At 69.5% G+C, this 22443-nt stretch carries 22 protein-coding genes and 2 tRNA genes; 14 read left to right on the top strand and 10 right to left on the bottom strand.

Going from position 1 to position 22443, the window contains the following annotated elements; all coding sequences use genetic code 11:
- The first annotated feature begins 101 nt into the window (after positions 1 to 101).
- The 5 genes from pheT (at position 102) to AC3A5K_RS09330 (ending at position 4600) form a co-directional block, all read left to right on the top strand.
- On the top strand, positions 102 to 2477 hold the full coding sequence (pheT, locus tag AC3A5K_RS09350; protein ID WP_487617250.1) for a phenylalanine--tRNA ligase subunit beta: 2376 nt from the start codon (positions 102 to 104) through the stop codon (positions 2475 to 2477).
- A gap of 21 nt (positions 2478 to 2498) precedes the next feature.
- A complete protein-coding gene (locus AC3A5K_RS09345; RefSeq protein ID WP_487617249.1) occupies positions 2499 to 2810 on the top strand; it encodes an integration host factor subunit alpha in 312 nt (103 codons plus the stop codon).
- Positions 2803 to 3159, top strand: coding sequence for a MerR family transcriptional regulator (locus tag AC3A5K_RS09340; protein WP_096209477.1), 357 nt, complete (start codon positions 2803 to 2805; stop codon positions 3157 to 3159). The genes AC3A5K_RS09345 and AC3A5K_RS09340 overlap by 8 nt, the downstream gene beginning before the upstream one ends.
- Before the next feature lie 51 nt (positions 3160 to 3210).
- Positions 3211 to 3287 (top strand) — tRNA-Pro (locus tag AC3A5K_RS09335).
- A gap of 17 nt (positions 3288 to 3304) precedes the next feature.
- On the top strand, positions 3305 to 4600 hold the full coding sequence (locus AC3A5K_RS09330; protein WP_487617248.1) for a TraB/GumN family protein: 1296 nt from the start codon (positions 3305 to 3307) through the stop codon (positions 4598 to 4600).
- 211 nt (positions 4601 to 4811) lie between these two features.
- Here AC3A5K_RS09330 and dxs read toward each other — a convergent pair whose 3' ends face one another.
- The 5 genes from dxs to AC3A5K_RS09305 all read right to left on the bottom strand — a co-directional run bounded on the left by dxs (position 4812) and on the right by AC3A5K_RS09305 (position 11271).
- Positions 4812 to 6725: a 1-deoxy-D-xylulose-5-phosphate synthase gene (dxs, locus tag AC3A5K_RS09325; protein WP_487617247.1), complete on the bottom strand. Its 1914-nt coding sequence runs from the start codon at positions 6723 to 6725 to the stop codon at positions 4812 to 4814.
- Between the two features lie 61 nt (positions 6726 to 6786).
- Positions 6787 to 7956 carry a serine/threonine-protein kinase gene (locus AC3A5K_RS09320; protein WP_487617246.1) on the bottom strand — a complete coding sequence of 390 codons (1170 nt, stop codon included), beginning with the start codon at positions 7954 to 7956 and terminating at the stop codon, positions 6787 to 6789.
- 117 nt (positions 7957 to 8073) lie between these two features.
- Complete coding sequence (locus AC3A5K_RS09315; protein WP_487617245.1) at positions 8074 to 8742, bottom strand: HNH endonuclease; 669 nt, start codon at positions 8740 to 8742, stop codon at positions 8074 to 8076.
- Positions 8743 to 8930: 188 nt separating this feature from the next.
- Positions 8931 to 10721: an acyl-CoA dehydrogenase C-terminal domain-containing protein gene (locus tag AC3A5K_RS09310; RefSeq protein WP_487617244.1), complete on the bottom strand. Its 1791-nt coding sequence runs from the start codon at positions 10719 to 10721 to the stop codon at positions 8931 to 8933.
- Between the two features lie 76 nt (positions 10722 to 10797).
- The gene (locus AC3A5K_RS09305) at positions 10798 to 11271 is read right to left on the bottom strand and encodes an LEA type 2 family protein (RefSeq protein ID WP_487617243.1); all 474 of its coding nucleotides are present in this window, start codon (positions 11269 to 11271) and stop codon (positions 10798 to 10800) included.
- Positions 11272 to 11414: 143 nt separating this feature from the next.
- Between AC3A5K_RS09305 and AC3A5K_RS09300 the strand changes: the two genes are divergently transcribed.
- Together AC3A5K_RS09300 and AC3A5K_RS09295 are read left to right on the top strand one after the other, a co-directional pair.
- A tRNA-Phe gene (locus tag AC3A5K_RS09300) sits at positions 11415 to 11490 on the top strand.
- A gap of 343 nt (positions 11491 to 11833) precedes the next feature.
- A complete protein-coding gene (locus AC3A5K_RS09295; protein WP_487617242.1) occupies positions 11834 to 12298 on the top strand; it encodes a DUF6491 family protein in 465 nt (154 codons plus the stop codon).
- Here AC3A5K_RS09295 and AC3A5K_RS09290 read toward each other — a convergent pair.
- Genes AC3A5K_RS09290 through ftsY form a run of 4 tightly spaced genes read right to left on the bottom strand, consistent with a single transcriptional unit; the run spans position 12274 to position 16199 of the window.
- The gene (locus AC3A5K_RS09290; RefSeq protein ID WP_487617241.1) at positions 12274 to 12549 is read right to left on the bottom strand and encodes an oxidative damage protection protein; all 276 of its coding nucleotides are present in this window, start codon (positions 12547 to 12549) and stop codon (positions 12274 to 12276) included. The two genes, AC3A5K_RS09295 and AC3A5K_RS09290, sit on opposite strands and share 25 nt — an antisense overlap.
- Before the next feature lies 1 nt (position 12550).
- Complete coding sequence (gene mutY, locus AC3A5K_RS09285; RefSeq protein ID WP_487617240.1) at positions 12551 to 13621, bottom strand: A/G-specific adenine glycosylase; 1071 nt, start codon at positions 13619 to 13621, stop codon at positions 12551 to 12553.
- Positions 13618 to 14895, bottom strand: a complete 1278-nt coding sequence (locus tag AC3A5K_RS09280; RefSeq protein WP_487617239.1) for an AsmA family protein — start codon at positions 14893 to 14895, stop codon at positions 13618 to 13620. The genes mutY and AC3A5K_RS09280 overlap by 4 nt, the downstream gene beginning before the upstream one ends.
- Complete coding sequence (gene ftsY, locus AC3A5K_RS09275) at positions 14892 to 16199, bottom strand: signal recognition particle-docking protein FtsY (RefSeq protein WP_487617238.1); 1308 nt, start codon at positions 16197 to 16199, stop codon at positions 14892 to 14894. The genes AC3A5K_RS09280 and ftsY overlap by 4 nt, the downstream gene beginning before the upstream one ends.
- 81 nt (positions 16200 to 16280) lie before the next feature.
- Here ftsY and rsmD point away from each other — a divergent pair, with 81 nt between their 5' ends.
- The 7 genes from rsmD to AC3A5K_RS09240 all read left to right on the top strand — a co-directional run bounded on the left by rsmD (position 16281) and on the right by AC3A5K_RS09240 (position 21741).
- Positions 16281 to 16937, top strand: coding sequence for a 16S rRNA (guanine(966)-N(2))-methyltransferase RsmD (rsmD, locus tag AC3A5K_RS09270; RefSeq protein WP_487617237.1), 657 nt, complete (start codon positions 16281 to 16283; stop codon positions 16935 to 16937).
- 56 nt (positions 16938 to 16993) lie between these two features.
- Entirely contained in the window at positions 16994 to 17536 is a 543-nt protein-coding gene (gene coaD, locus AC3A5K_RS09265; RefSeq protein WP_487617236.1) for a pantetheine-phosphate adenylyltransferase, read from the top strand.
- Positions 17533 to 18099, top strand: a complete 567-nt coding sequence (locus tag AC3A5K_RS09260; protein WP_487617235.1) for a hypothetical protein — start codon at positions 17533 to 17535, stop codon at positions 18097 to 18099. Before coaD ends, AC3A5K_RS09260 begins: the two co-directional genes overlap by 4 nt.
- A 166-nt stretch (positions 18100 to 18265) precedes the next feature.
- Positions 18266 to 18520, top strand: a complete 255-nt coding sequence (locus AC3A5K_RS09255; RefSeq protein ID WP_394000907.1) for a YfhL family 4Fe-4S dicluster ferredoxin — start codon at positions 18266 to 18268, stop codon at positions 18518 to 18520.
- Positions 18517 to 20301 (top strand): gamma-glutamyltransferase, encoded by a 1785-nt coding sequence (ggt, locus tag AC3A5K_RS09250; protein ID WP_487617234.1) that lies wholly within the window; start codon positions 18517 to 18519, stop codon positions 20299 to 20301. The genes AC3A5K_RS09255 and ggt overlap by 4 nt, the downstream gene beginning before the upstream one ends.
- A gap of 127 nt (positions 20302 to 20428) precedes the next feature.
- Positions 20429 to 21337: an MBL fold metallo-hydrolase gene (locus AC3A5K_RS09245; protein WP_487617233.1), complete on the top strand. Its 909-nt coding sequence runs from the start codon at positions 20429 to 20431 to the stop codon at positions 21335 to 21337.
- The gene (locus AC3A5K_RS09240; RefSeq protein ID WP_487617232.1) at positions 21334 to 21741 is read left to right on the top strand and encodes an MAPEG family protein; all 408 of its coding nucleotides are present in this window, start codon (positions 21334 to 21336) and stop codon (positions 21739 to 21741) included. Before AC3A5K_RS09245 ends, AC3A5K_RS09240 begins: the two co-directional genes overlap by 4 nt.
- Positions 21742 to 21786: 45 nt before the next feature.
- Here AC3A5K_RS09240 and upp read toward each other — a convergent pair whose 3' ends face one another.
- A complete protein-coding gene (gene upp, locus AC3A5K_RS09235; protein ID WP_487617231.1) occupies positions 21787 to 22419 on the bottom strand; it encodes a uracil phosphoribosyltransferase in 633 nt (210 codons plus the stop codon).
- Positions 22420 to 22443: the final 24 nt, after the last annotated feature.

The following is a 22443-nucleotide window of genomic DNA, read 5'->3' as shown; positions in this document are numbered from 1 at the left end:
ATTTGTGATTCGAAGCAGCGGATCACTCGCACGTCTACCGATCACGGCCCCGCTGCTTGTCCGAATCACGAATACCCAATCACGAATCACGGAATTTCAAAATGAAATTCAGCGAAAACTGGCTGCGCCAGCACGTCAAGACCGATGCGACACGCGAGCAGCTCGCCGCGACGCTCACCGCGATCGGCCTCGAGGTCGAAGAGATCACGTTGCTGGGCGAAGCACTGGACGGCGTCGTCGTCGCACGCATCGTCTCGGCCGAGAAGCATCCCGAAGCCGATCGGCTGCAGGTCTGCCAGGTCGACGCCGGTGGACAGGTGCTGCAGATCGTCTGCGGCGCGCCGAACGCGCGTCCGGGCCTGGTCGCACCGCTGGCGCTGATCGGCACGACCGTCGGCACACTCACGATCCAGGCCGCGCAGCTGCGCGGTGTCGATTCCAACGGCATGCTGTGCTCGGCCAAGGAACTCGGCATCGACGCCGACGGATCCGGCCTGCTCGAACTGCCCGATGACGCGCCGGTCGGCACGCCGCTGGCCGACTACCTCGGCCTGCCGGACGCCGCGATCGAGCTGAAGCTCACGCCCAATCGCGCCGACTGTTTCGGCGTGCGCGGCATCGCGTTCGACGTGGCTGCCGCGTTCGGCAGCGAGGTCGTCCCGCTCGAAGCCGCGCCCGTTGCTGCGCAGTCGGATGCGCAACTCGCCGTGACGCTGGACGCCGGCGCCGATGCGCCGCGCTATCTCGGCCGCGTCGTCGACGGTGTCGACGCGACCCGGCCGACGCCGGTGTGGATGGCCGAGCGCCTGCGCCGCAGCGGCATCCGCCCGGTGAGCTTCCTCGTCGACGTCACCCAGTACGTGATGCTTGAACTCGGCCAGCCGATGCATGCGTTCGACCGCGCGCTGCTGCAGGGCCCGGTCGGCGTGCGCCGCGCGCGCAAGGGCGAAACGCTGAAGCTGCTCGACGGCCGCGACGTGACGCTGGACGAACAGTTCCTCGCGATCACCGACGCCGACCGCGTGGTCGCGCTGGCTGGTCTCATGGGCGGTTTCGACACGCGGGTCACCGACGGCACGCGCAGCGTGTTCCTCGAATCCGCGCATTTCGCGCCCGATGCGATCATCGGCCGCAGCCGCCGTCTCGGCCTGCACACCGATGCCGCGCACCGCTTCGAGCGCGGCGTGGACCCCGAGCTCCCGCGTACCGCGATCGAATACGCGACGCGGCTGATCCTCGATGTCGCTGGCGGCGTGCCCGGGCCCGTGGTCGCGGCGGAACTGGACGCGCATCTGGCGCGTCCGCGCATCATCGCGCTGCGTCGTGCGCGCCTGCAGCGCGTGCTCGGCCTGTCGATCGACGATGCCGACGTGGCGCGCATCCTGCGCGCGCTGGGGCTGGACGTCGTCGCCGATGCCGAGGGCTGGCAGGTCACCGCGCCGACCCGGCGCTTCGATCTGGCGATCGAGGAAGACCTGATCGAGGAAGTCGTCCGCATCCACGGCTACGACCGCGTGCCCACCACGCTGCCCGGCGGCGCCACGCGTATCGCCGCCCCCAGCGAAACGCAGGTGGCCGAGGCCGAGCTGCGCCGGCAGATGGTCGCGCGCGATTGCCTGGAGACGGTCAACTTCGCCTTCGTCGACGCGGCGCTGCTCGCCGCGTGGCAGGCGGATGCCGGCAGCGTGCCGCTGGCCAATCCGCTGAGCGGCGAGCTGGGCGTCATGCGCACGGCGCTGCTGCCCGGTCTGGTCGATACGCTGGGCCGCAATCTCGCGCGCCAGCAGTCGCGGGTGCGACTGTTCGAGCTGGGCAAGGTCTTCACCCGGGCGACGGCGCACGACGCGGCGCCTGTCGAAACGCTGCGCGTTGCCGCGGCGGTGGTAGGGCACGCCGCGACCGAGCAGTGGGGCGATCAGGAACGTCCGGTCGACTACTTCGATCTCAAGGGCGATCTGGAAGCCCTCGCCGCAGTCGCCGGAACGCGTCTGGCGTTCGCACGCTCGACCGCGCCGCACGGGCATCCCGGACGTTCGGCCGATGTGCTGCGTGACGGCGCGCGCGTGGGCTGGATCGGTGAGCTGCATCCGCGCCTGCTGCGTGCGCTCGATATCGGGCAGCCGGTGGTGGCGTTCGAACTCGACGCGCGTGCGCTGCAGGCGCGTGCGCTGCCGCGGATCGCGCCGCTGTCCAAGTTCCCGTCGGTACGCCGCGACCTGGCGATCGTTGCGCCTGACGCGGTCGACTGGGCGGCGCTGGAGACCACCGTGCGTGCGGTGGCCGGTCCCCTGCTGGCCGATGTGCGGCTCTTCGACCGTTATGCCGGGCAGGGGGTCGAATCCGGGTTCAGGAGTCTCGCCATGGGCTTGATTCTGCAGGAAAGTTCCCGCACTCTGACCGACCGCGATGTCGATGTGGTCGTCGCGGATGTAGTCGCCGCGTTGCAGCGTGAGCATGGCGCGACGCTCCGAAGCTGAAGTTGGAAAAGGGGTAGCGGCGTGGCGTTGACCAAGGCGGACATGGCCGAGAAGCTCTACGAGGAAGTCGGCCTCAACAAGCGCGAAGCGAAGGAATTCGTCGACGCGTTTTTCGACGTCCTGCGCGAGGCACTGCAGCAGGGCCGTCAGGTCAAGCTGTCGGGCTTCGGCAATTTCGATCTGCGCCGCAAGAACGAGCGGCCGGGTCGCAACCCGAAGACCGGCGAGGAGATTCCGATCTCTGCGCGCACCGTGGTCACCTTCCGTCCGGGGCAGAAGCTCAAGGAACGCGTCGAGGCCTACACCGGCACCGCGGGAGCGGCACATGCTTGATCCGGGCAGCAACCGCGAACTGCCGCCGATTCCGGCGAAGCGCTACTTCACCATCGGCGAGGTCAGCGAGCTCTGCGACGTGAAGCCGCACGTGCTGCGCTACTGGGAAACCGAGTTTCCCAGCCTCGAGCCGGTGAAGCGCCGCGGCAACCGTCGCTACTACCAGCGCCACGACGTGCTGATGGTGCGCCAGATCCGCGGTCTGCTGTACGAGCAGGGCTACACGATCGGCGGCGCGCGTCTGCGTCTCGAAGGCGAAGGTGCGAAGCAGGAATCCGCGCTGAGCAACCAGATCGTGCGCCAGGTGCGCATGGAGCTTGAAGACGTCCTGCAGCTGCTCAAGCGCTGAGCGCGATTTAGATGGGCGAAGCGGCCGCTTGCCGGTATAATTTCCAGATTCCGGGGTATAGCGCAGCCTGGTAGCGCACTTGTCTGGGGGACAAGTGGTCGTCGGTTCGAATCCGGCTACCCCGACCAAATTTCGAAGGCCCGCCATGTGCGGGCCTTCGTCGTTCTGGAGGGCCGTCAAAGCGTGCGCATTTCCAGGCGCCTGGCGCGGCGCGGCCGAGGCAATACTGATCGTTCCGCGTTGTGAGCGCGCATCGCCCGACTTCGACGCGGGTGACCATGCGCCCTTGCGCGCATGCAGAGGCCGCCGTATTACTCGCGCTCGACAATCGAGGCGCGAACGGATGATGCGGATCTCAAGGAAGGCGTGGCTGGCTGGTCTCATGGCGTGCATGGCGTCGGGGGCGATGGCACAGACGCCGGTCGCCCAGGAACAGACAGCGGCGCGTGCCACTGCCGGCGGCGACATCGTCGACATGAGTGTGGTCGTGGTCTCCGGCGAGCAGCCGGGCCCGGGGCTGTGGCGGGTGCGACGTGGCGAGCACACGCTCTATGTGCTCGGCACGCAGTCGCCGTTGCCCAAGGACATCCAGTGGCGCTCGGACGAGGTGCGTGAGGTGCTGGCCGAGTCCGGCGCCGTGCTCGGCTCGCCCGGCGTTCGGGTCGGCTCCGACATCGGGTTCTTTTCCCGGATGACGATGGTGCCGTCGGCGCTGCGGGCGACGCGCAACCCTGACGGGGCCACGCTGGACATGCTGTTGCCGGCCGACGTCTATGCGCGTTGGGCCGCGCTCAAGCAGCGTTACATCGGCCGTGACCGCGGCATCGAGCGTAAGCGGCCGACGATCGCTGTGTTCGAGCTGTATCGCGCCGCGCTCGACGCCAACGGGCTGCGCGAGGGCGGTGTGGTCGCGCCGGTTCTCAACGAGGTGCTGAAAGCGCGGGGCATGAAGCTCACGCCGACGACGCTCGAAGTCGAGATCGACGATCCCCGCAAGGCGCTGGCGGAGTTCCGCAAGGAAAGTGCGAAGCCCGAGGACGTCGCCTGTGTGCGCGACACCCTGGACATCATCGAGCGCGGTCTGCCGCAGGTCGCTGCGCGCGCCAATGCCTGGTCGGTCGGCGACCTGGAGACCCTGCGCGCCACGGCCGGCCAGCGGCGGCACGTGCAGGCCTGCATGTCGGCGTGGCTGCAGACCGAAACCGCACGCAAGCGTGGCCTCAGCGATCTCGATGCGCGGGTGCGCGCGCACTGGCTTGAAGCCGCGGACAGGGCGCTGACCACGCACAGGGTCTCGTTCGCGATGCTGTCGATCGACGACCTGCTCGGCGCCGACGGCTATCTGGCTGCGATGCGGGCGCGCGGCGCTACGGTGCTGGCGCCTGACGAGGCGGACGTGGTCGAAGACGAGACGAGCGGGAACGAGTTGCCCCAGCAGTGAGGCGGATTGTGGTGATCGGGGCGAGGATGTGTCGCCGCCCGGATCGATTCCGCAGACGCCGCGGATGTCGATCCGGCCGCCGGTGGCAGTTCGGGATCTGACGGGGAACACCCGCTCGCGATAGAGCGGATGGGCGTCCGGCGTACATCGCAACACGCCGTCTGCCCGGGCGGGCATCGTGGGAAAGGGCCGGCCGCGCCCGCCCTGGCAATCAGCCGGCCGCGACCTGCGCACCTGCCATCGGCGCGGCCAGCGCCGGCCAACGCGCGAGCACCGCGCTGCGGATGCCAGTGACATCCAGCCCGGCTTCGGCCAGCAGGTCCTCGCGGCTTGCGTGGTGCTGGAACGCGTCCGGCAGGCCCAGGTGCAGCACGGGCAGGACGATGCCCTCTGCATTGAGCAGTTCGGCAACACCCGAACCCGCGCCGCCTGCGACGACGTTGTCTTCCAGGGTCACGAAGCCATCGTGGCTGCGCGCCAGCTCCAGCAGCAGTGCGCGGTCGAGTGGACGCACGAAGCGCATGTTGACCACGGTGAGGTCGAGTTCGGCGCCGACCGCGTCGGCAGCCGGCACGATCGCACCGAAGGCGAGCAGGGCCACGCGGCCGCCGCGACGGCGCACGTCGGCCTTGCCGATCTCGATCGTCTCCAGACCCGTGCCGACCGCGACACCCGGACCCGTGCCGCGCGGATAGCGCACCGCCGCCGGACCTGCATGGCGGAAGCCGGTGGTCAGCATCGTGCGGCATTCGTGTTCGTCGGCCGGTGCCATGACCACCATGTTCGGCACGCAGCGCAGGAAGCTCAGATCGAGGTTGCCCGCGTGGGTGGCGCCGTCGGGACCGACGACGCCGCCGCGGTCGATCGCGAACAGCACGTCCAGCTGCTGCAGCGCCACGTCATGGACCAGCTGGTCGTAGGCGCGCTGCAGGAAGGTCGAGTAGATCGCGACAACCGGCTTCGCGCCCTCGCAGGCCATGCCCGCGGCCAGCGTCACCGCATGCTGTTCGGCGATCGCGGTATCGAAATAGCGCTGCGGATACTCCTTCGAGAACCGCACGAGGCCCGAGCCTTCGCGCATCGCCGGGGTGATGCCGAGCAGACGGGTGTCGGCGGCGGCCATGTCGCACAGCCAGTCGCCGAACACGTCGGTGTAGGTCGGCTTCTTGACGCCGCCCGCCTTGGCGACGATGCCCTGGGTGGGGTCGAACGGCGAGACGGCGTGATAGCCGATCTGGTCGCCTTCGGCGAGCTCGTAGCCCTTGCCCTTGGTCGTGATGACGTGGAGCAGCTGCGGGCCTTTCAGGCTCTTGAGCGTCTTCATCGTCTCCACCAGCGCCTTGACGTCGTGTCCGTCGATCGGCCCGGTGTAGTGGAAGCCCATTTCCTCGAACAGCGTGGACGGCACGAACATGCCCTTCCAGTGTTCCTCCCAGCGACGCACGAACTTCGCGGTCGGGTTGTTCTTGTCGCCCAGCAGCTTCTTGCCGCCCTCGCGCAGCGCGTTGAGCGTGCGGTTGCCGGTCGCGCGGCCCAGCATCTTGGTCAGGCCGCCGACGGCTTCGCTGATCGACATGCGGTTGTCGTTGAGGACCACCAGCACGTCGGGCTCGGGCTCCATGCCACCGGCGTGGTTGAGTGCTTCGTAGACCATGCCCGCGGTCATCGCGCCATCGCCGATCACCGCGACCACGCGGCGATCGTTGCCCGCATGGGCATTGGCGACCGCCATGCCGAGCGCGGCGGAGATCGAGGTCGAGGAATGGCCGACGCCGAAGGTGTCGAATTCCGATTCCTCGCGCTTGGGGAATGGCGCGACGCCGTCCTTCTGCTTGACCGTGTGGATCTGGTCGCGGCGCCCGGTGAGGATCTTGTGCGGATACGTCTGGTGACCGACGTCCCAGACGATGCGGTCCTCGGGCGTCTCGTAGAGATAATGCAGGACCGTCGTCAGCTCGATCACGCCCAGGCCGGCGCCGAAATGGCCACCGCTGCGGCCGACGGATTCGATGAGATAGGCGCGCAGCTCGTCGGCGATCGCGGGCAGTTCGGATTCGTCGAACTGGCGGAGGTCGGACGGCGCGTCGATGCGCGCAAGGCGCGGATAGCGCGTGGAGTCGATCATCCGCCCATTGTACGACCAGCCCCGGGCCGGTCGTGATCAAACTGTCATACGGACGCCGGTCTCAGCGCCTGCGCAGACGGGAGAAGAAACCGCCGGATTTCTGCGGATCCGCGCCGTCTTCCGCGGCCTCGACCACGGGTTCGGCGTAGCCGGTGGCCAGGTTCGCGTTCACGAACCGGTGGATCTCCTCGGCCGGCAGACCGCTGGCGGCGATGATCTCGGCGACGGTCGCCGGGCCCTTCATCATCGCGGTGGCGATGCGGAAGTGGCGCGGGTACTCGCGTTCGGTCTGCGGCCACTTGCTCAGGGTATAGCGGTCGTCCGGGTTGTAGCCGAGCGCCAGGCTGCCGTCGCCGGCCAGCAGCGCGCCGAGCCAGCGCAGGCGCAGCAGCGGCTGGGCACTGCCTGCGGCCGCGGTTTCGCGGGCCCAGGTGGCCTCGTCGACCGACTCGAACGCCTCGGGTCCGATGGCGCCCTCGAAATACTGGCCCAGGGGCTTGAGCGTGGTCGGGCCGTGGTACTGCTGGGCGTCGCCGTCGATCAGCAGGGTCGGGCCGGTGTCGCAGCGGAAGCGATGCCGGCCGCGCAGCACGCCTTCGCCCAGCCAGACGAGCAGCGGCTGCTTGCCGGCGGGAACAGGGGCGGGCGCCGGCACGTCCACCGACGGTCCGGCCACGGGCGCATCGGCGTCGAGCGCCGGGGTGTCGATTCCGTCCGGATCGAAGCCGTCGGCAGGCGAGGCGGGGTCTTCCGCTGCGGCCACCGGCGCATCGGGCCAGAGCTTCGCGAGGTCCGGTTCGAACGCGGCGTGGTCCACAGGCGCGGGATCCGTAACCGCATCGGAGCGCGTGTCAGCGACAGGCGTCGCGGCCACAGGCGGCGGGGTGGTCTCGGGTGCGCTCGGAGTTTCGCCCAGCGACACGCCCTGTTCGGCGGCGATTTCCTGCAGCAGCGCGGCCATCGCGTGTTCGTCGAACGGGCGCGCCAGCCGGAAATGCGTCTGCACCCGCGGCGCCGAGGTCAGGCCGATCACCTGCTTGCCTGCCGCATGCAGCCGCAGCCAGCTCATCGGGCCGTACATGCTGTCCATGTCGACGATCACGTGCTGCGACTCGGCTTCGGGCACGAGGGCGCAGCGATCGCCGAGCTGCGCGTTGGCGCCCGCGAAGGCGGCGCGCAGCGCGGTTTCGGTGGCGCTATCCATTCCGCTCAGGGCAATGGTCACAAGCATGCGGCGGTACCGTCGGAACAATGCCGGAAGTGTAACGACGGTACGGAAAGAAGGGGGCGGGCCGCGACGCGGCTGCAGCGTTCGGTGACGCCGTTCCGTCCGGCGTGCGGCACACGCTCAGCCGGTGAGGTCGCGTCGGCGCTTGGGCAGGTGCGAGCTGAGGAAGCTCATCTGGTCGGCCAGGATGCTGCGGTTGCTGAGGATCAGGTGTTCGATCCAGCTGGGCCGGAACGGAACCGCCAGCAGCGGCATCGAGGCCTGCTGCGGCGTACGCCCGCCCTTGCGCGAATTGCACTGGAAGCAGGCCGAGACCACGTTCTCCCAGATGTCGAGGCCGCCCTGCGAGATCGGCTCGACGTGGTCGCGGGTCAGCAGCTGCCGGCTGATCTGGCGGCCGCAGTACAGGCACAGCGAACGGTCGCGTGCGAACAGCGCGGTGTTGGTCAGCGCGGGCGTGGGATCGACCGCGGACGCGCGGACGTGGCTGCGGCCGGCGATGATCGGGTGCAGGTCCATGCGGCTCTGCCGGCCACTGGCGCGACACAGGCCACCGTAGAGCGTCATGCAGGGTTCGCCGAGCGTCCAGGCCACCGCGCCGCGTGCGTAGAGGCAGGCGGCGTCCTGCCAGCTGATCCAGTTCAACGCACGACCGTGCGCGTCGAGGGCCAGCAGCCGGACGGCATCGCGACGGGCGGGACGGGGAAAAACCGACGGGGAGACTTCGTGGACCGGCGCCTGGTCGGAACCGGTGGGGACGTGGCGTGCAATCGCGCAGTCGGTCTCCATCGGGGATCGAGCATATACCCGAACGATGACGGTTTGTGCAATGCCGCGGATGCATGCGGCGTGTGCCGTGCAGTGCAGTGCCTGTCGGCATCGGCGGGGCAGTCGCGCCGATGGCCGGCAACGAAAGACCCGCCCGGCGGTGCGCGCGGACGGGTCTTCGGGGGTACGCGTGATCCGCTGCGCGCGGGTCAGCTGTCGAAGGATTCGTCGGCCACCGACAGCAGCGTCGCCGGGCCGCTCTCGATCGCGGCCGCATGCATCAGCGTGCGCGGCAGGATGCGCGCGTAGTAGAAGCGGGCGGTCTCGCGCTTGCCGGCCTTGAAGGTTTCCGGACGCGATGACGCATCGGCCACCGCGACGCTGCGCGCCCACCAGTAGGCCAGCGCGACGTAGCCCGAATAGAACAGGTAGTCATAGGCCGCAGCGCCGATCTCCTCGGGATCCGCGGCCGCGCGCTCGGCAACGGTGCGGGTGAGGCGCTGCCACTGCGCCGCGTGCGCGCGCAGCGGGGCGATGAACTCGGCGAGTTCCGGCGTGCCGTCGTGCTCGACGCAGAACGCCTCGATCATGCCCAGGAACACGCGCAGGCCCGCGCCCTGCAGCTGCAGGGTCTTGCGGCCCATCAGGTCCAGCGCCTGGATGCCGGTCGTGCCCTCGTAGAGCGTGGTGATGCGCGCGTCGCGGGCCAGCTGTTCGATGCCGTGTTCGGCGATGTAGCCGTGGCCGCCGAAGCACTGCAGCGCGTGATAGGTGCACTCGTTGCCCCATTCGGTCAGGCAGCCCTTGACGATCGGGGTCAGAAAGCCGAGCAGGTCGTCGGCCTGCTTGCGCGCCGCCTCGTCGCCGGCGTGGTCGGCGCTGTCGACCAGCGAGCCGGCGTGATACGCCAGCAGGCGGCCACCTTCGGTCAGCGACTTGCAGGTCAGCAGCATGCGGCGCACGTCGGGCTGCACGAGGATCGGATCGGCCGGCTTCGACGGCAGCTTGGGACCCGACAGCGCACGCGACTGCAGACGCTCGCGTGCATAGCGCAGCGCATTCTCGTAGGCGCGCGTGGCGAGGCCCAGGCCCTGCACGCCGACGCCAAGGCGCGCGGTATTCATCATCGTAAACATCGCCATCAGGCCCTTGTGCGGCTGGCCGATCAGATACCCCTGCGCGCCATCGAAATTCATCACGCAGGTCGCCGAGCCGTGGATGCCCATCTTGTGTTCGACCGCGCCGCAGCGCACCGCGTTGCGCTCGCCGACGGTGCCGTCGCGTGCGACGCGGATCTTGGGCACGACGAACAGCGAGATGCCGCGGCTGCCGGCCGGTGCATCGGGCAGGCGGGCCAGCACCAGATGGATGATGTTGTCGGTCAGGTCGTGCTCGCCGGCGGTGATGAAGATCTTGGTGCCGGTGATCGAGTACGTGTCGTCGCCCACCGGTTCGGCGCGCGTCTTCAGCAGGCCGAGGTCCGTGCCGCAGTGCGGCTCGGTCAGGCACATCGTGCCGGTCCACGTGCCCGCGATCAGCGGTTTCAGGAACACTTCCTTCTGCCAGGCCTCGCCGTGGTGATGGAGCGCGTTGACCGCGCCGTGCGACAGCAGCGGGAAGTTGCTCCACGCGAGGTTGGCCGCGTCGATCATCTCCTCCAGGCAGATGCCGATCGCATGCGGCATGTTCATGCCGCCGAATTCGGCCGGCGCGCTCATGCCGGTCCAGCCGCCTTCGGCGAACTGGGTATAAGCGGCCTTGAAGCCGTCGGGCGTGGTCACCGCGCCGGTGGCCTTGTCGAAGCGCACGCCCTGTTCGTCGCCGATGCGGTTGAGCGGGGCGAGCACGGTCTCGCACAGACGCGCGCACTCGTCGATCACGGCGTCGACCGTTTCGCGGTTCGCATCCTCGAAGCCGAGCGAAGCGAACAGGGGCTCGACCTGCAGCACGTCGTGCAGGGCGAAACGGATATCGGTCAGCGGTGCGGTGTAGGTGCTCATGGGATCGGCTCTGCAGGTCTGGGCGCGCGGCATGCCCGCCGCGCGCAAGGAACGGAATTCGAATGCGTGCGCGGGATCAGCGCATCACGCCGGGCAGGCCCGGCACGGGGCTCAGCGCGCTCTCGCGGCGGATGCGGTAGTCGCGGGCATCGCCGCGGTCTTCGGGCGCCGCACGCAGGCTGCCTTCGATGCGGTAGGGCAGTGCACGGCCGCCGGCGAGCGCGTCGGCTGCCTGCAGACGCGCCTGCGCGGTGGGGGCGAGGGTCAGCGTGACCACGTCAGCCGATTCGGAGCCGATCGTCATCGTCGATGTCGAACTGAGGGTGCCGGCCGCCTCGCCGCCGACCTGCAACTCCAGCTGCACGGATTCGAAGCGCATCGGGATGCTGCTGTAGTTCTGCAGGCGCAGGTCGACCGACCAGCTGCCGTCGGCGCCGACAGTGAGCTGCTGCAGGCTGGCCGCGGGTTCGGACACGCGCCTCGGGCCGGTCGCACAGGCGGCAACCACGCAGGTCGCAAGCAGGATCGTCAGCCACTTCCACGGTCTCATCGCAGGCTCCGTCATCGAATCGATCGCCCGATGTTAGCGCGTCACCACGCGCGGCCGCCGCCCGGGCGTGGGCTCTCCGAAGAAAGATGTCACGTCATGGTTGCCGTTCTCGCGTCCGCCTCGTATCATGCGCGTCCCGCAGTGGCCGGGTAGCTCAGTTGGTAGAGCAGGGGATTGAAAATCCCCGTGTCGGGGGTTCGATTCCCTCCCCGGCCACCATTGCGGTGTATGCAGGAAGGCTCGCAGCGATGCGGGCCTTTTTTGTGTCCGGCGTTCAGACTTTTCGACGCCGCGACGCTGCGTCCGCATTGATGCGATGCGGTGGGAGATCGAGAAATCCGCGTTCTTCGGCGGTGCACGCAGCGGTGTCGCGGCCAGAAGCGGACCGCGCACCACAGGTGCGCCCTGAGGCGCAGCGCAAGCGATGGGCGGCCTCCAGACGGCGCTGTTGCAGGCCTGACCATGGCGCATCGCGCCGGATTGCAGCGCATTGGCGCCTTCATCGGTAGAGGCGCACGCTCGTGGACGTGTCCAGTCCCTCCACGATGTGAAGGAGTGCGCCATGTCCACGTTCCGATTGACGCGACTCCTCGCCGGATGCGCCGTTGCCGCGCTGCTCGCGGGCTGCGCCAGCCAGCGTCTGCCCGATGCCGAACGCTACGCCCTGTACGCCGATCGCGCCGGGCCCGGTGTCGCGCATTTCCAGTACTTCGGCCGCCTCAACGGCTGGACGCCGCTGGGCACCGAAGCGCTGGTGGTGTGGACGCGGCCGAACGAGGCCTGGCTGCTCGATCTGGCCGCGCATTGCGAAGACCTGCAATACGCGCCCGCGATCGGCCTCACCAGCACGCTGAACCAGGTCAGCGCCCGCTTCGACCGGGTCATCGTGTCCAGCCGCGGGGCGATCACTTTCCCCTGCCGCATCCGTCAGATCCGTCCATTGGACGTGGCGGCGATCCGGGCGGCGGAGCGGCACAACCCGGAGGACGCGCCGTCGCTGGATCAGCCCTCGGATTCGGGCACGTAACCGGCGACGCTGCCGGTCTGGCGCTCGAACAGGAACTTGCGCATCTCGTCTTCGAGGAACGCGCGATGCTTGGGATCCAGCGGCGACAGCCGGTTCTCGTTGATCAGCATGGTCTGGTGCGCCAGCCACTTCGCCCAGGCCGGCTTGCCGATTTCGGCGAAAACCTGCTTGCCCAGGGCGCCGGGCCAGGGCACGAAGTCCAGGCCATCGGTTTCGATCTGGTCGTGAACGCAGAAGACGCGTCGGCTCATGTCAATCCTCCAGGGCGATCCGCGGCGCCATCAGCAGCGTGCGGATCGGGGCGGGAATGCCGAGCGTCGCGAGTTCGTCGCGCGCCACCCAGCGCAGTCGGTCATTGTCGCCTACGCGGTGGCGGGCAGCGAGGCCGCGCCAGTGCAGGGGCTGCAGCCGCAGCCTGAAATGGGTGAAGCCGTGCTGCACCGGCAGCAGGCGCGCCGGAGAATCGAAGTCGACGCTGTCGACGAGACCGGGCGCATGCGCCTGCAGCCATGCGAGCGCGCCCGTCTCGTCCTCGGCCTGCGGCAGCGACCACAGCGCCGCCCAGATGCCGGTCGGCGGACGCTTCTCCAGCAGCACGCGGCCCTGGGCGTCTTCCAGCAGCAGCACGCTGGCCTCGCGTTCGGGCAGGGCCTTGGTGGGACGCGGCGTCGGCAGTTCGTCGACGCGGCCCTGCGCGAACGCGGCGCAATCGGCGTTGACCGGGCACAGCAGGCAGGCGGGGTTGTGACGCGTGCACAGGGTGGCGCCGAAATCCATCTGCGCCTGCGTGTAATCGGCCAGGCGCGCGTCCGGCAGCAGCGTGTCCGCGATCGCCCACAGCTGCTTTTCGATCTTCGGCTGCGCGGGCCAGCCGTCGACGGCATGCCGCCGCGCCAGCACGCGTTTGACGTTGCCGTCGAGAATCGGTGCGCGGTCGCCCCAGGCCTGCGACAGGATCGCGCCGGCCGTGCTGCGGCCGATGCCGGGCAGGGCCAGCAACGCGTCGAGGTCGCGCGGCAGATCGCCGTCGTGCAGTTCGACGCACTGTTTCGCCGCGGCGTGCAGGTTGCGCGCACGGGCGTAGTAGCCCAGTCCCGACCACAGCGCGAGCACCTCGTCCTGCGGCGCAGCGGCGAGCGCGCGCACGTCGGGCAACGCGGCGACGAAGCGCTCGAAGTACGGAATCACCACCCGCACCTGGGTCTGCTGCAGCATGATTTCGGACAGCCACACGCGATAGGGCGTGCGCGGGTGCTGCCAAGGCAGGTCGTGGCGGCCGTGGACGTCGAACCAGGCCAGCAGGCGATCGGCGTAGGAAGTCATGGCGCGCTGCCGTCGTCGAAGTCGATCTGCAGGCCTTCGAGCGTCGCGCCCGGAATCTCCAGCCGTGCGGCGGTCAGGCGGCCTTGCAGCGGCGGCACCGGGGAGCCGGTGTCGATCGCGTCCAGCCACTGCAGTACCGCGGGCAGCCGCGCCTGGCCGTCGAAGCGCGCGCCCGCGTGTTCGATGCGCAGGGCCAGCGGTGCATCGAATCCGGCAGGCCCGGCATAGCGCAGGGCGAACGGCAGCGGCGCATCGCTGTCGGACAGGGGCGCGGGCAGGGCGGGCCAGGCCTCGGGCCAGTGCGCGATCCGGCCGTCGAGTGCGAGTTGCAACTCGTCGCCCAGTGCGATGCGTCCGCCGGCCGCGAGCGTCGGCACCATGCCCTGTGCGCGCGTTGCGATACCGACCGGTGCCAGCTCGAGCTGCCCGGCGTCGAAAGCCAGCCGGCCCTGCAGCCCGAACGCGAACGGCATGCTGGTCGCGCGTGCGCGCCAGTGCGCGTCGGCGGCGATGCGCAGCGGCGCCAGATGCAGGCCCGGCGCCGTCGGATCGGCGCGCGTGGCATCGGCTCGCAGCTTGGTGTCGAGACGGCCCGAAGGCAGGCGCAGGGTCACGGTGCCGTCGGCGGCCAGCATGCGCATGTCGACCACGCGGTCGGCTTGCACCTGCAAGCGGAACGGCGCACGCACATTGCCGGTGATCGCCGTGCCCGCCACGCGCGCATCGAGGGCGCGATCCGGATACAGCGCGGGCACATCCAGTGCAAGCGCTTCGACGCGCCAGCCATCGGCGTCGACACGACCGTTGCGGATGCGCACGCCATCGGTGAAGGGCGGCATGCGGCCGTCGCCGGGCGGGCGGGCGTCGAGCCAGCGCAACAGCGTCGGTAGATGCAGCGTGGGGGCGCCGAGTTCCACGCGGGTGATCTGCAGATCGGCGCCGCGGCTGCGGATGGTGGTCCAGGGCAAGGACAGCAGCACACGATCGGCGCGCAGCACGGGCGTGGATTCGCCGGGCATGCGCGCGACGACGTTGCGGACTTCGAGTCGAGGCGTGCCGCGCAGGCGGTAGTCGACGTCGCCGTCGAACGTGATGTCGAGACCGAGGGCCGGACCCAGCCGGTCGAGCGCCAGCTGCAGGGCGCGCTCGGGCGGCAGCAGCATGCGTACCGATACCGCCAGCACGAGCGCGGCGACGAGCGGAATCAGCAGCAGGAGCGGCCAGCGCCGACGGCGCGGCGCCGGCGCAGCGGGCGCCGGGGCCGCAGTGCTCACGCGCCGAGCGTCTCCGGCAGCATCGCGTCGACGAAGGCTTCGGCGTCGAACACACGCAGGTCTTCCGGACGTTCGCCGATACCGGCGAAGCGGATCGGAATGCCGAACTCGCGCGCGAGTGCGAACACCACGCCGCCCTTGGCAGTGCCGTCTAGCTTGGTCACGACCAGGCCGGTCACCTGCACCGCGGCATTGAACTGGCGCAGCTGCGACAGCGCGTTCTGGCCGGTGGTGCCGTCGATGACCATCAGCACCTCGTGCGGCGCGGTGGCGTCGATCTTGCCCAGCACACGGCGGATCTTGCCGAGCTCGGCCATCAGGCCCTGCTGCGTGTGCAGGCGGCCGGCGGTGTCGGCGATGAGCACGCCGATGCCGCGGGACTTGGCGGCCTGCAACGCGTCGAACGCGACCGCGGCCGGATCGGCGTCCTGGCCCTGGGCGACGACGGCGACATCGTTGCGTTCGCCCCAGGCCTTGAGCTGGGCGACGGCGGCGGCGCGGAAGGTGTCGCCGGCGGCCAGCATCAGCTGGTGGCCTTCATCCTTGAAGCGCTTGGCCAGCTTGCCGATCGTCGTGGTCTTGCCGACGCCGTTGACGCCGACCGTCAGGATCACGAACGGCCTGGCGGCAGTGTCGATGACCAGCGGCTTCGACACCGGCACGAGCATCGCGATCAGCTCGGCGCGCAGCGCCTTGAGCAGGGCGTTGGCATCGACGAATTCGCGCGCCTTCATGCGCCGGCGCAGCGCCTCGACCAGCTGGCTGCTGGCGGCGACGCCGACGTCGGCAGTCAGCAGCGCGGTCTCGATCTCGTCGAGCAGATCCTCGTCGAGCTTGGGATTGCGCGAGAACAGGCCGCCGAAGCTGCGCGCGAAGGTATTGCCGCCCAGGCGCTCGCGCCAGCCGGACTTGCCGGGCGCGGCGGCGGGCATGCTGCTCGCGAATACGTAATCGGCCAGTGCCGCAGCCGGATCGACGAAGGCGGGTGGCGGCGGAGCGGGCGTTGCCGCAGCCGGAGCGGCAGTCGGCGCGCGCTCCAGCGCTGCGGGCGCGGTGTCCGCGGACGGGCCGCCAGTGTCGCGCGCCTGCAGCGGCGATGCGCTGGAATCGACGGTCGCGCCATCGGGCGTCGCACCGCCCGGCGCAGCCGTTAGCGGCACCTCGGGCGACACATGTGCGGGGGCAGGCGCGGGCGCAGCGGGGGGCGCGAACGCAGCAGCGATGTCTTCGGCGCTGAGGCGGCGTCGGCCGCTGTCGGCCTCGGGCTTGTCGGGGGTCTTGTCGCGCTTGAACCAGCTGACCATGCGGCGGTCGGGTCGGGGATGGGGGAGAATGGCGCGCATGGTATCACCCGCCTTTCAGGCGCCCCGTGCGGGCGCAGACGCATGAACAAGCCTTCCAACGGCACGCCTCGCAACGGCGCGCCTCGTGGCAGCGCGCCGCGTACCGGCGGTGCACGCAACCCGTCTTCGAACGTCAACCGCAACACCGGCCCCGGTCGCGTGCGCATCGTCGGCGGGCGCTGGCGCGGTACGCGTCTGGAGGTGCCCGACGTCGCCGGCCTGCGGCCGACCTCGGACCGGGTCCGCGAGACGCTGTTCAACTGGCTGCAGCCGGTGCTGCCCGGTGCGCGCGTACTCGACCTGTTCGCGGGTACCGGCGCGCTCGGGCTGGAGGCCGTGTCGCGCGGCGCGGCCAGCGCGGTGCTGGTCGAACGTGACCTCGGACTCGCCGCAGCCCTGACGGCGACCGCGTCGCGCCTGTCCGGCGGCGAGGTGGTCTCGGTCCAGCGCGGCGATGCGGTGTCGATGGCAGGCGCATTGCCCGCGGGCAGCATCGATGTCGCCTTCGTCGACCCGCCGTTCGCCGCCGACCTGTGGGCGCAGGCCTTTGCCGCGCTCGCGCCGGCGCTGGCGACCGATGCCTGGCTGTATGTCGAGTCGAAGGCCGAGGCGCCCGCGCTGCCGGGCGCCGGCTGGCAGCTCCACCGCGAACTGCAGACCCGCGAGGCGCACTGCGCCCTGTACCGGCGCGCCGGTTGACCTCGCTGCTACACTGCCCGTCCGCGTTTTCACACCTCCAGACAGCCGACGCCAGCATGAGTGCGAGTCGCAAACGCATCGCGGTTTACCCCGGTACCTTCGACCCCATCACCAACGGGCACGTCGATCTGGTCGACCGTGCGGCGCCGCTGTTCGAACGCCTGATCGTCGGCGTGGCCGAAAGCCCGGCCAAGCGGCCGGCGATGCCGCTCGAGGAGCGCGTCGGCCTGGCCCGCGAGGCGCTGGCGCACAACCCGAACGTCGAGGTCATCGGCTTCCATTCGCTGCTGGCGCATTTCGTCGCCGAAGTGGGCGCCGGCGTGCTGCTGCGCGGCCTGCGCGCGGTGTCGGACTTCGAATACGAATTCCAGCTCGCCAGCATGAACCGGCATCTGATCCCCGAGGTCGAGACGCTGTTCCTCACGCCGGCCGAGCAGTACGGCTTCATCTCCTCCACGCTGGTGCGCGAGATCTCGCGCCTCGGCGGCGACGTGGCCGGCTTCGTGCCGGCCGCGGTCGATCGCGCACTGCGCAAACACAGCAACGCCGATGTTGTCCATCCACGAACCACGCTAGAAACGAGAGAGGGAAACCCATGAAGTCCATCAACCGCGCGCTGCTGGTTGCCTGCCTGGTCCTGCCGGTCATCGCCTGCAGCAAGGACGAACCCGCGCCGCAGGCCGCTGCCGCGCCCGTCACCGTGCCGCAGACCGACGACCGCACCGCCTGGAGCGCCTACCTCAACGACCTGGCCAACCGGCACATGGAGGGCATCAACAATTCGCCTTACGTGTACCTGGTGCCGCCGCCGGTCGCGCCTGCCGCGCCTGCAGCCGACGCCCCGCCTGCGATGGACCCCGCGGCCGATGCCGATTCGGATCCGACGATGTCGACTCCGGTCGACGGCAACTACGAGCGCCTGCTCGACAAGGCCAAGACCGACGTCTCGCGCGGCATCGTGCGCGGCAACCTGCTGATCTTCGCCGGCCTGGATTCGGTCCGCACCGCTGATCTGACCGTCGCGGCGTTCGAGGAAGTCGAAGCCAACACCATGCGCGGCGTACGCGTGCTGTTCGTCGGCGCTGCCGGCGATGCCGAGCGCGTCAAGGCGGCCGTCGAGCCGGCCGGCGTCGAGTACGTGTTCGTCGACACCGCTCAGTAAGACCGCGGGGCCGGTTCCACCGGCCTTCGCCCCGACCGCCGCCGCGCCCCGTGCCCGGCGGCGGTTTTCGTTTCCGGGCCCGCAGAAGGGCGCCGGGCGCGGTCAATGGCCGACGCGGTTCCAGCAATGGAACGCCGCGAACACGGCCAGTCACTACAATGTCGCCATGTCCCTCAAGATCAATGCGCTCTGCGTCAACTGCGACGTCTGTGAGCCGGCCTGCCCGAACCAGGCGATTTCGCAGGGCGAAGAGATCTACGTGATCGATCCCGCCCGCTGCACCGAATGCGTGGGCCACTTCGACGAGCCGCAGTGCGTGGTTGTCTGTCCGGTCGAATGCATCGATCCCGATCCCGATATCCCCGAAACCCAGGTGCAGCTGCTCGCCAAACTGGCGCGCCTGCAGCAGGAGGCGTCATGAGCCGTTCCCGCTTCGCGTCTGCCGGACTGCCGGCGCTGCTGCTGTCCGTCCTGCTGCTCGCCATTGCGCCGTCCTGCGCGCGCGATGTCCGTGCGCCGGACGCGCCTGCGGCCGGTACGGCGCAGAGTGGCGCCACGCCGCCCGGCAACGCGGTCGCCTCGGCGCATGCGCTTGCGACCGAAGCCGGTCTGCAGGTCATGCGCGAGGGCGGCAATGCCTTCGATGCGGCGATCGCGACCTCGGCGGTGCTGTCGGTGGTCGAGCCGATTTCATCCGGTCTCGGCGGCGGCGGCTTCTTCCTGCTGCACGACGCGACGTCCGGCCGCGACATCTTCGTCGACGCGCGCGAGACCGCACCGGCCAGCGCGCAGTCGGATCGCTATCGCAAGGCCGACGGCAGCTTCGATCGCGACCGCGCCGAGAACGGGCCGTGGTCGGCCGGTATCCCCGGGCTGCCGGCGGCGTTCGTGCACATCGCCGAGCAGTACGGCGCGCTGCCGCTGTCGCAGTCGCTGGCACCGGCGATCCGCATCGCCGAAGAAGGTTTCCCGGTCTATGCGCGGTTCGCGCGCGGCTACCAGTCGCGTCGCGCGGTGATGGAGCGCTACCCCGGCACGCGCGCGGTGTTCCTCGCCGATGGCCGGGCGCCGAAGGAGGGCGACACCTTCCGCCAACCGGATCTCGCGAACACCCTCCGTCTGCTCGCCCAGCGCGGCTTCGACGGCTTCTACGGTGGCGAGACCGGCGCCAAGCTCGTCGCCGGCGTCAATGCGGAAGGTGGCGAATGGACGGCTGCGGACCTGTCCGCCTACAAGATCGTGGAACGCGAGCCGATCCGTTTCCGCTATCACGACTGGGACGTGGTCACCGCGCCGCCGCCGTCGTCGGGCGGCATCGCGATGGCGCAGATGCTGCAGATCCTCGAGCCCTATGACCTGCCCGGGCTCGACGATGCCGCGCGCACGCATCTGGTCGTCGAATCGATGCGCCGCGCTTTCCGCGACCGCACCTTCTATCTGGGCGATCCGGACTTCGTGAAGATTCCGCAGCGCACGCTGCTGAGCCGCGACTACGCCGCCGGCCTGCGCGCGACGATCAATCCGGCCAAGACGACGCCCAGCGATCTGCTGTCGGGTAATCCGACGCCGCTGGAAGACGAAGAGACCACGCACTTCTCGATCGTCGACGCCGCCGGCAATCGCGCCGCGGTCACGCAGACGGTCAACCTGCTGTTCGGCAGCGGCCTCGTCGCGCCCGGCACCGGCGTGCTGCTCAACAACGAGATGGACGATTTCGCGCTGCAGCCCGGTGTGCCGAATGCGTTCGGCGTGATGGGCTTCGAGGCGAACGCGCCGAAGCCGGGCAAGCGTCCGCTGAGCTCGATGACGCCGACCTTCCTCGTCTCCGACGATCGCGTCGCCGTGCTCGGCACGCCCGGCGGCAGCCGCATCATCACGATGGTGCTGCTGGGCATCCTCGGCTACGACGCCGGCCTTGACGCGCAGGGCGTCGCCGCGTTGCCGCGCTATCACCACCAGTGGATGCCGGACACGATCTCGGCCGAGTCCGATGCGTTCTCCGCCGACACCGCGGCGAAACTGCGCGCGATGGGCCACACCGTCGATCTGCCCGGCGACCGCGCTGCGGGTGGCCGCGGGTCCAGCCACGTCTGGGGCAACCTGCAGACCATCGAATGGAACCGTGCGAACAGCACGCTCACCGGTGGCAGCGATCCGCGCAATCCGGTCGGCGCCGCCAAGGTGGAACCGGTCGCGCGCTAGACCCGGTTCCAGGTCGATCGCAGGCGAGGCGGGCAGATGCGCGCCGCGCCAGCGGCAGCTGGAGGTCGGCCTGGTTTCGAGGCCGCAGCGCCTACAATCGGCCACCGGTCTGACGCGGGAGGGCGTCATGAAACTGTGGTCGATCCAGGGCAACACCCAGAAGCTCGACGGCGGCTCGATGTTCGGCAACGCGCCCCGCGCGATGTGGACGAAGTGGGCCACGCCGGACGATCTCAACCGCATCCCGCTGGCGACACGCGGCCTGCTCGCGACGCCGCTCAATGGCAAGACCGTACTGTTCGAAACCGGCATCGGCGCGTTCTTCGAGCCGAAGCTGCGCGAGCGCTTCGGCGTGCAGGAAGACCGGCACGTGCTGCTCGATTCGCTGCGCGACGCGGGCTACGCACATACCGACATCGACGTGGTGGTGCTGAGCCATCTGCACTTCGACCATGCCGGCGGTCTGCTGGCGCCGTGGTCGGAAGGCGCCTCGCCGGAACTGCTGTTCCCCAACGCGACCTTCGTGCTGTCCAGGGCGCACTGGTCGCGCGCGCAGCAACCGCATGCACGCGACCGCGCGAGCTTCATCCCCGGCCTGTGCGATCTGCTGGAAGCGACGGGCCGGCTGGAATTCATCGAAGGCGCGCACGCACCCTCGCTCGGCGACGCGGTGCAGTTCCATTACAGCGACGGCCACACGCCCGGCATGATGCTCGCCGAGATTCTCGGCCCGGACGTGCACGAGGGCGTGCATCACGGCGGCGTGGTGTTCTGCGCCGATCTGGTACCCGGTCTGCCCTGGGTGCATGTGCCGATCACGATGGGCTATGACCGCTTTCCCGAGCTGATCATCGACGAGAAACAGGCCTTCCTCGCCGACATGGCCGCGCGCGGCGTGCGCCTGTTCCTGACCCACGATCCCGGGATCGCGCTGGTGCAGGTCGTGCGCGACGACGCCGGCCGGTTCAGCGCACGCCATCCGACCGCGGCACTCGCCGCGCGTTCCCTGCAGCACCCCTTCGAGACCACGCCATGACGCCCCGCATCTCGCTTCTCATCGCATCGCTGCACGTTCTGCTGTACCTCGTGCTGACGCTCCGCGTGGTCATGCACCGCAACGTGCACAAGATCGGCATCGGCACCGGCGGCGACGAGGTCCTGTCGCGCAAGGTCCGGGTGCACGCGAACTTCATCGAATACGTCCCGCTTGGCCTGCTGCTGCTCGCACTGCTGGAACTGGCGGCCGTCAGCACCGCGCTGCTGTGGACCTTCGGCATCGCCCTGCTGGTCTCGCGCGTGCTGCATGCGATCGGGCTGGGCGGTTCGGCCGGCTATTCGTTCGGCCGTGGCACCGGCGCGCTGCTGACGTTCGCGACACTGGCGGCGATGGCCCTGTTCGGCATCTGGCGCTTCGTCGCCGCGGCGATGATCGTCCCCTGACCGTGTTTGCACAGGCGCGCGTTCGCGCGCGCCTGTGTTCGGGCTTCAGTCCACCCGCGTGCCGAAGATCTTGTCGCCGGCATCGCCCAGGCCGGGCAGGATGTAGCCCTTCTCGTTGAGGCGTTCGTCGATCGAGGCGGTGTAGACCTCGACATCCGGATGCACCGCTTCGAGCGCCTTCAGGCCTTCGGGCGCGGCGACCAGGAACAGACCCTTGATGCGGCTCGCGCCTGCAGCCTTCAGCATCGCGACGGTCGCGATCAGCGTGCCGCCGGTGGCCAGCATCGGGTCGAGGATCAATGCGGTGCGGTCGGCCATGTCGCCGACAAGATTCTCGTAATACGGCACCGCTTCCAGTGAATCCTCGTCGCGCTTGATGCCGACCACGCTGACCTTGGCTGCGGGAATCAGATCGAGCACGCCGGGCAGCATGCCGATGCCGGCACGCAGGATCGGCACCAGGGTGATCTTGCGGCCCTTGATCCGGCGCACGCGCACGGTGCCGGCCCAGCCTTCGACGTCGGCGTCTTCGGTCTCGAGATCGGACGTGGCCTCGTAGGTCAGCAGCGTCGCGACCTCGGCCGACAACTCTCGGAAGGTCTTGGTGCTGTTGTCGGCGCGGCGCATCAGGCCGAGCTTGTGCTGGACCAGCGGATGGCGGACTTCGACGATCTTCATGACATGACCCGGGCGTGGACGATG

The sequence above is a fragment of the Luteimonas sp. Soil_C_5 genome (assembly GCF_057656615.1).
The sequence above is the reverse complement of the archived record's forward strand: the minus strand, read 5'-3'. Positions and strand labels throughout refer to the sequence as shown.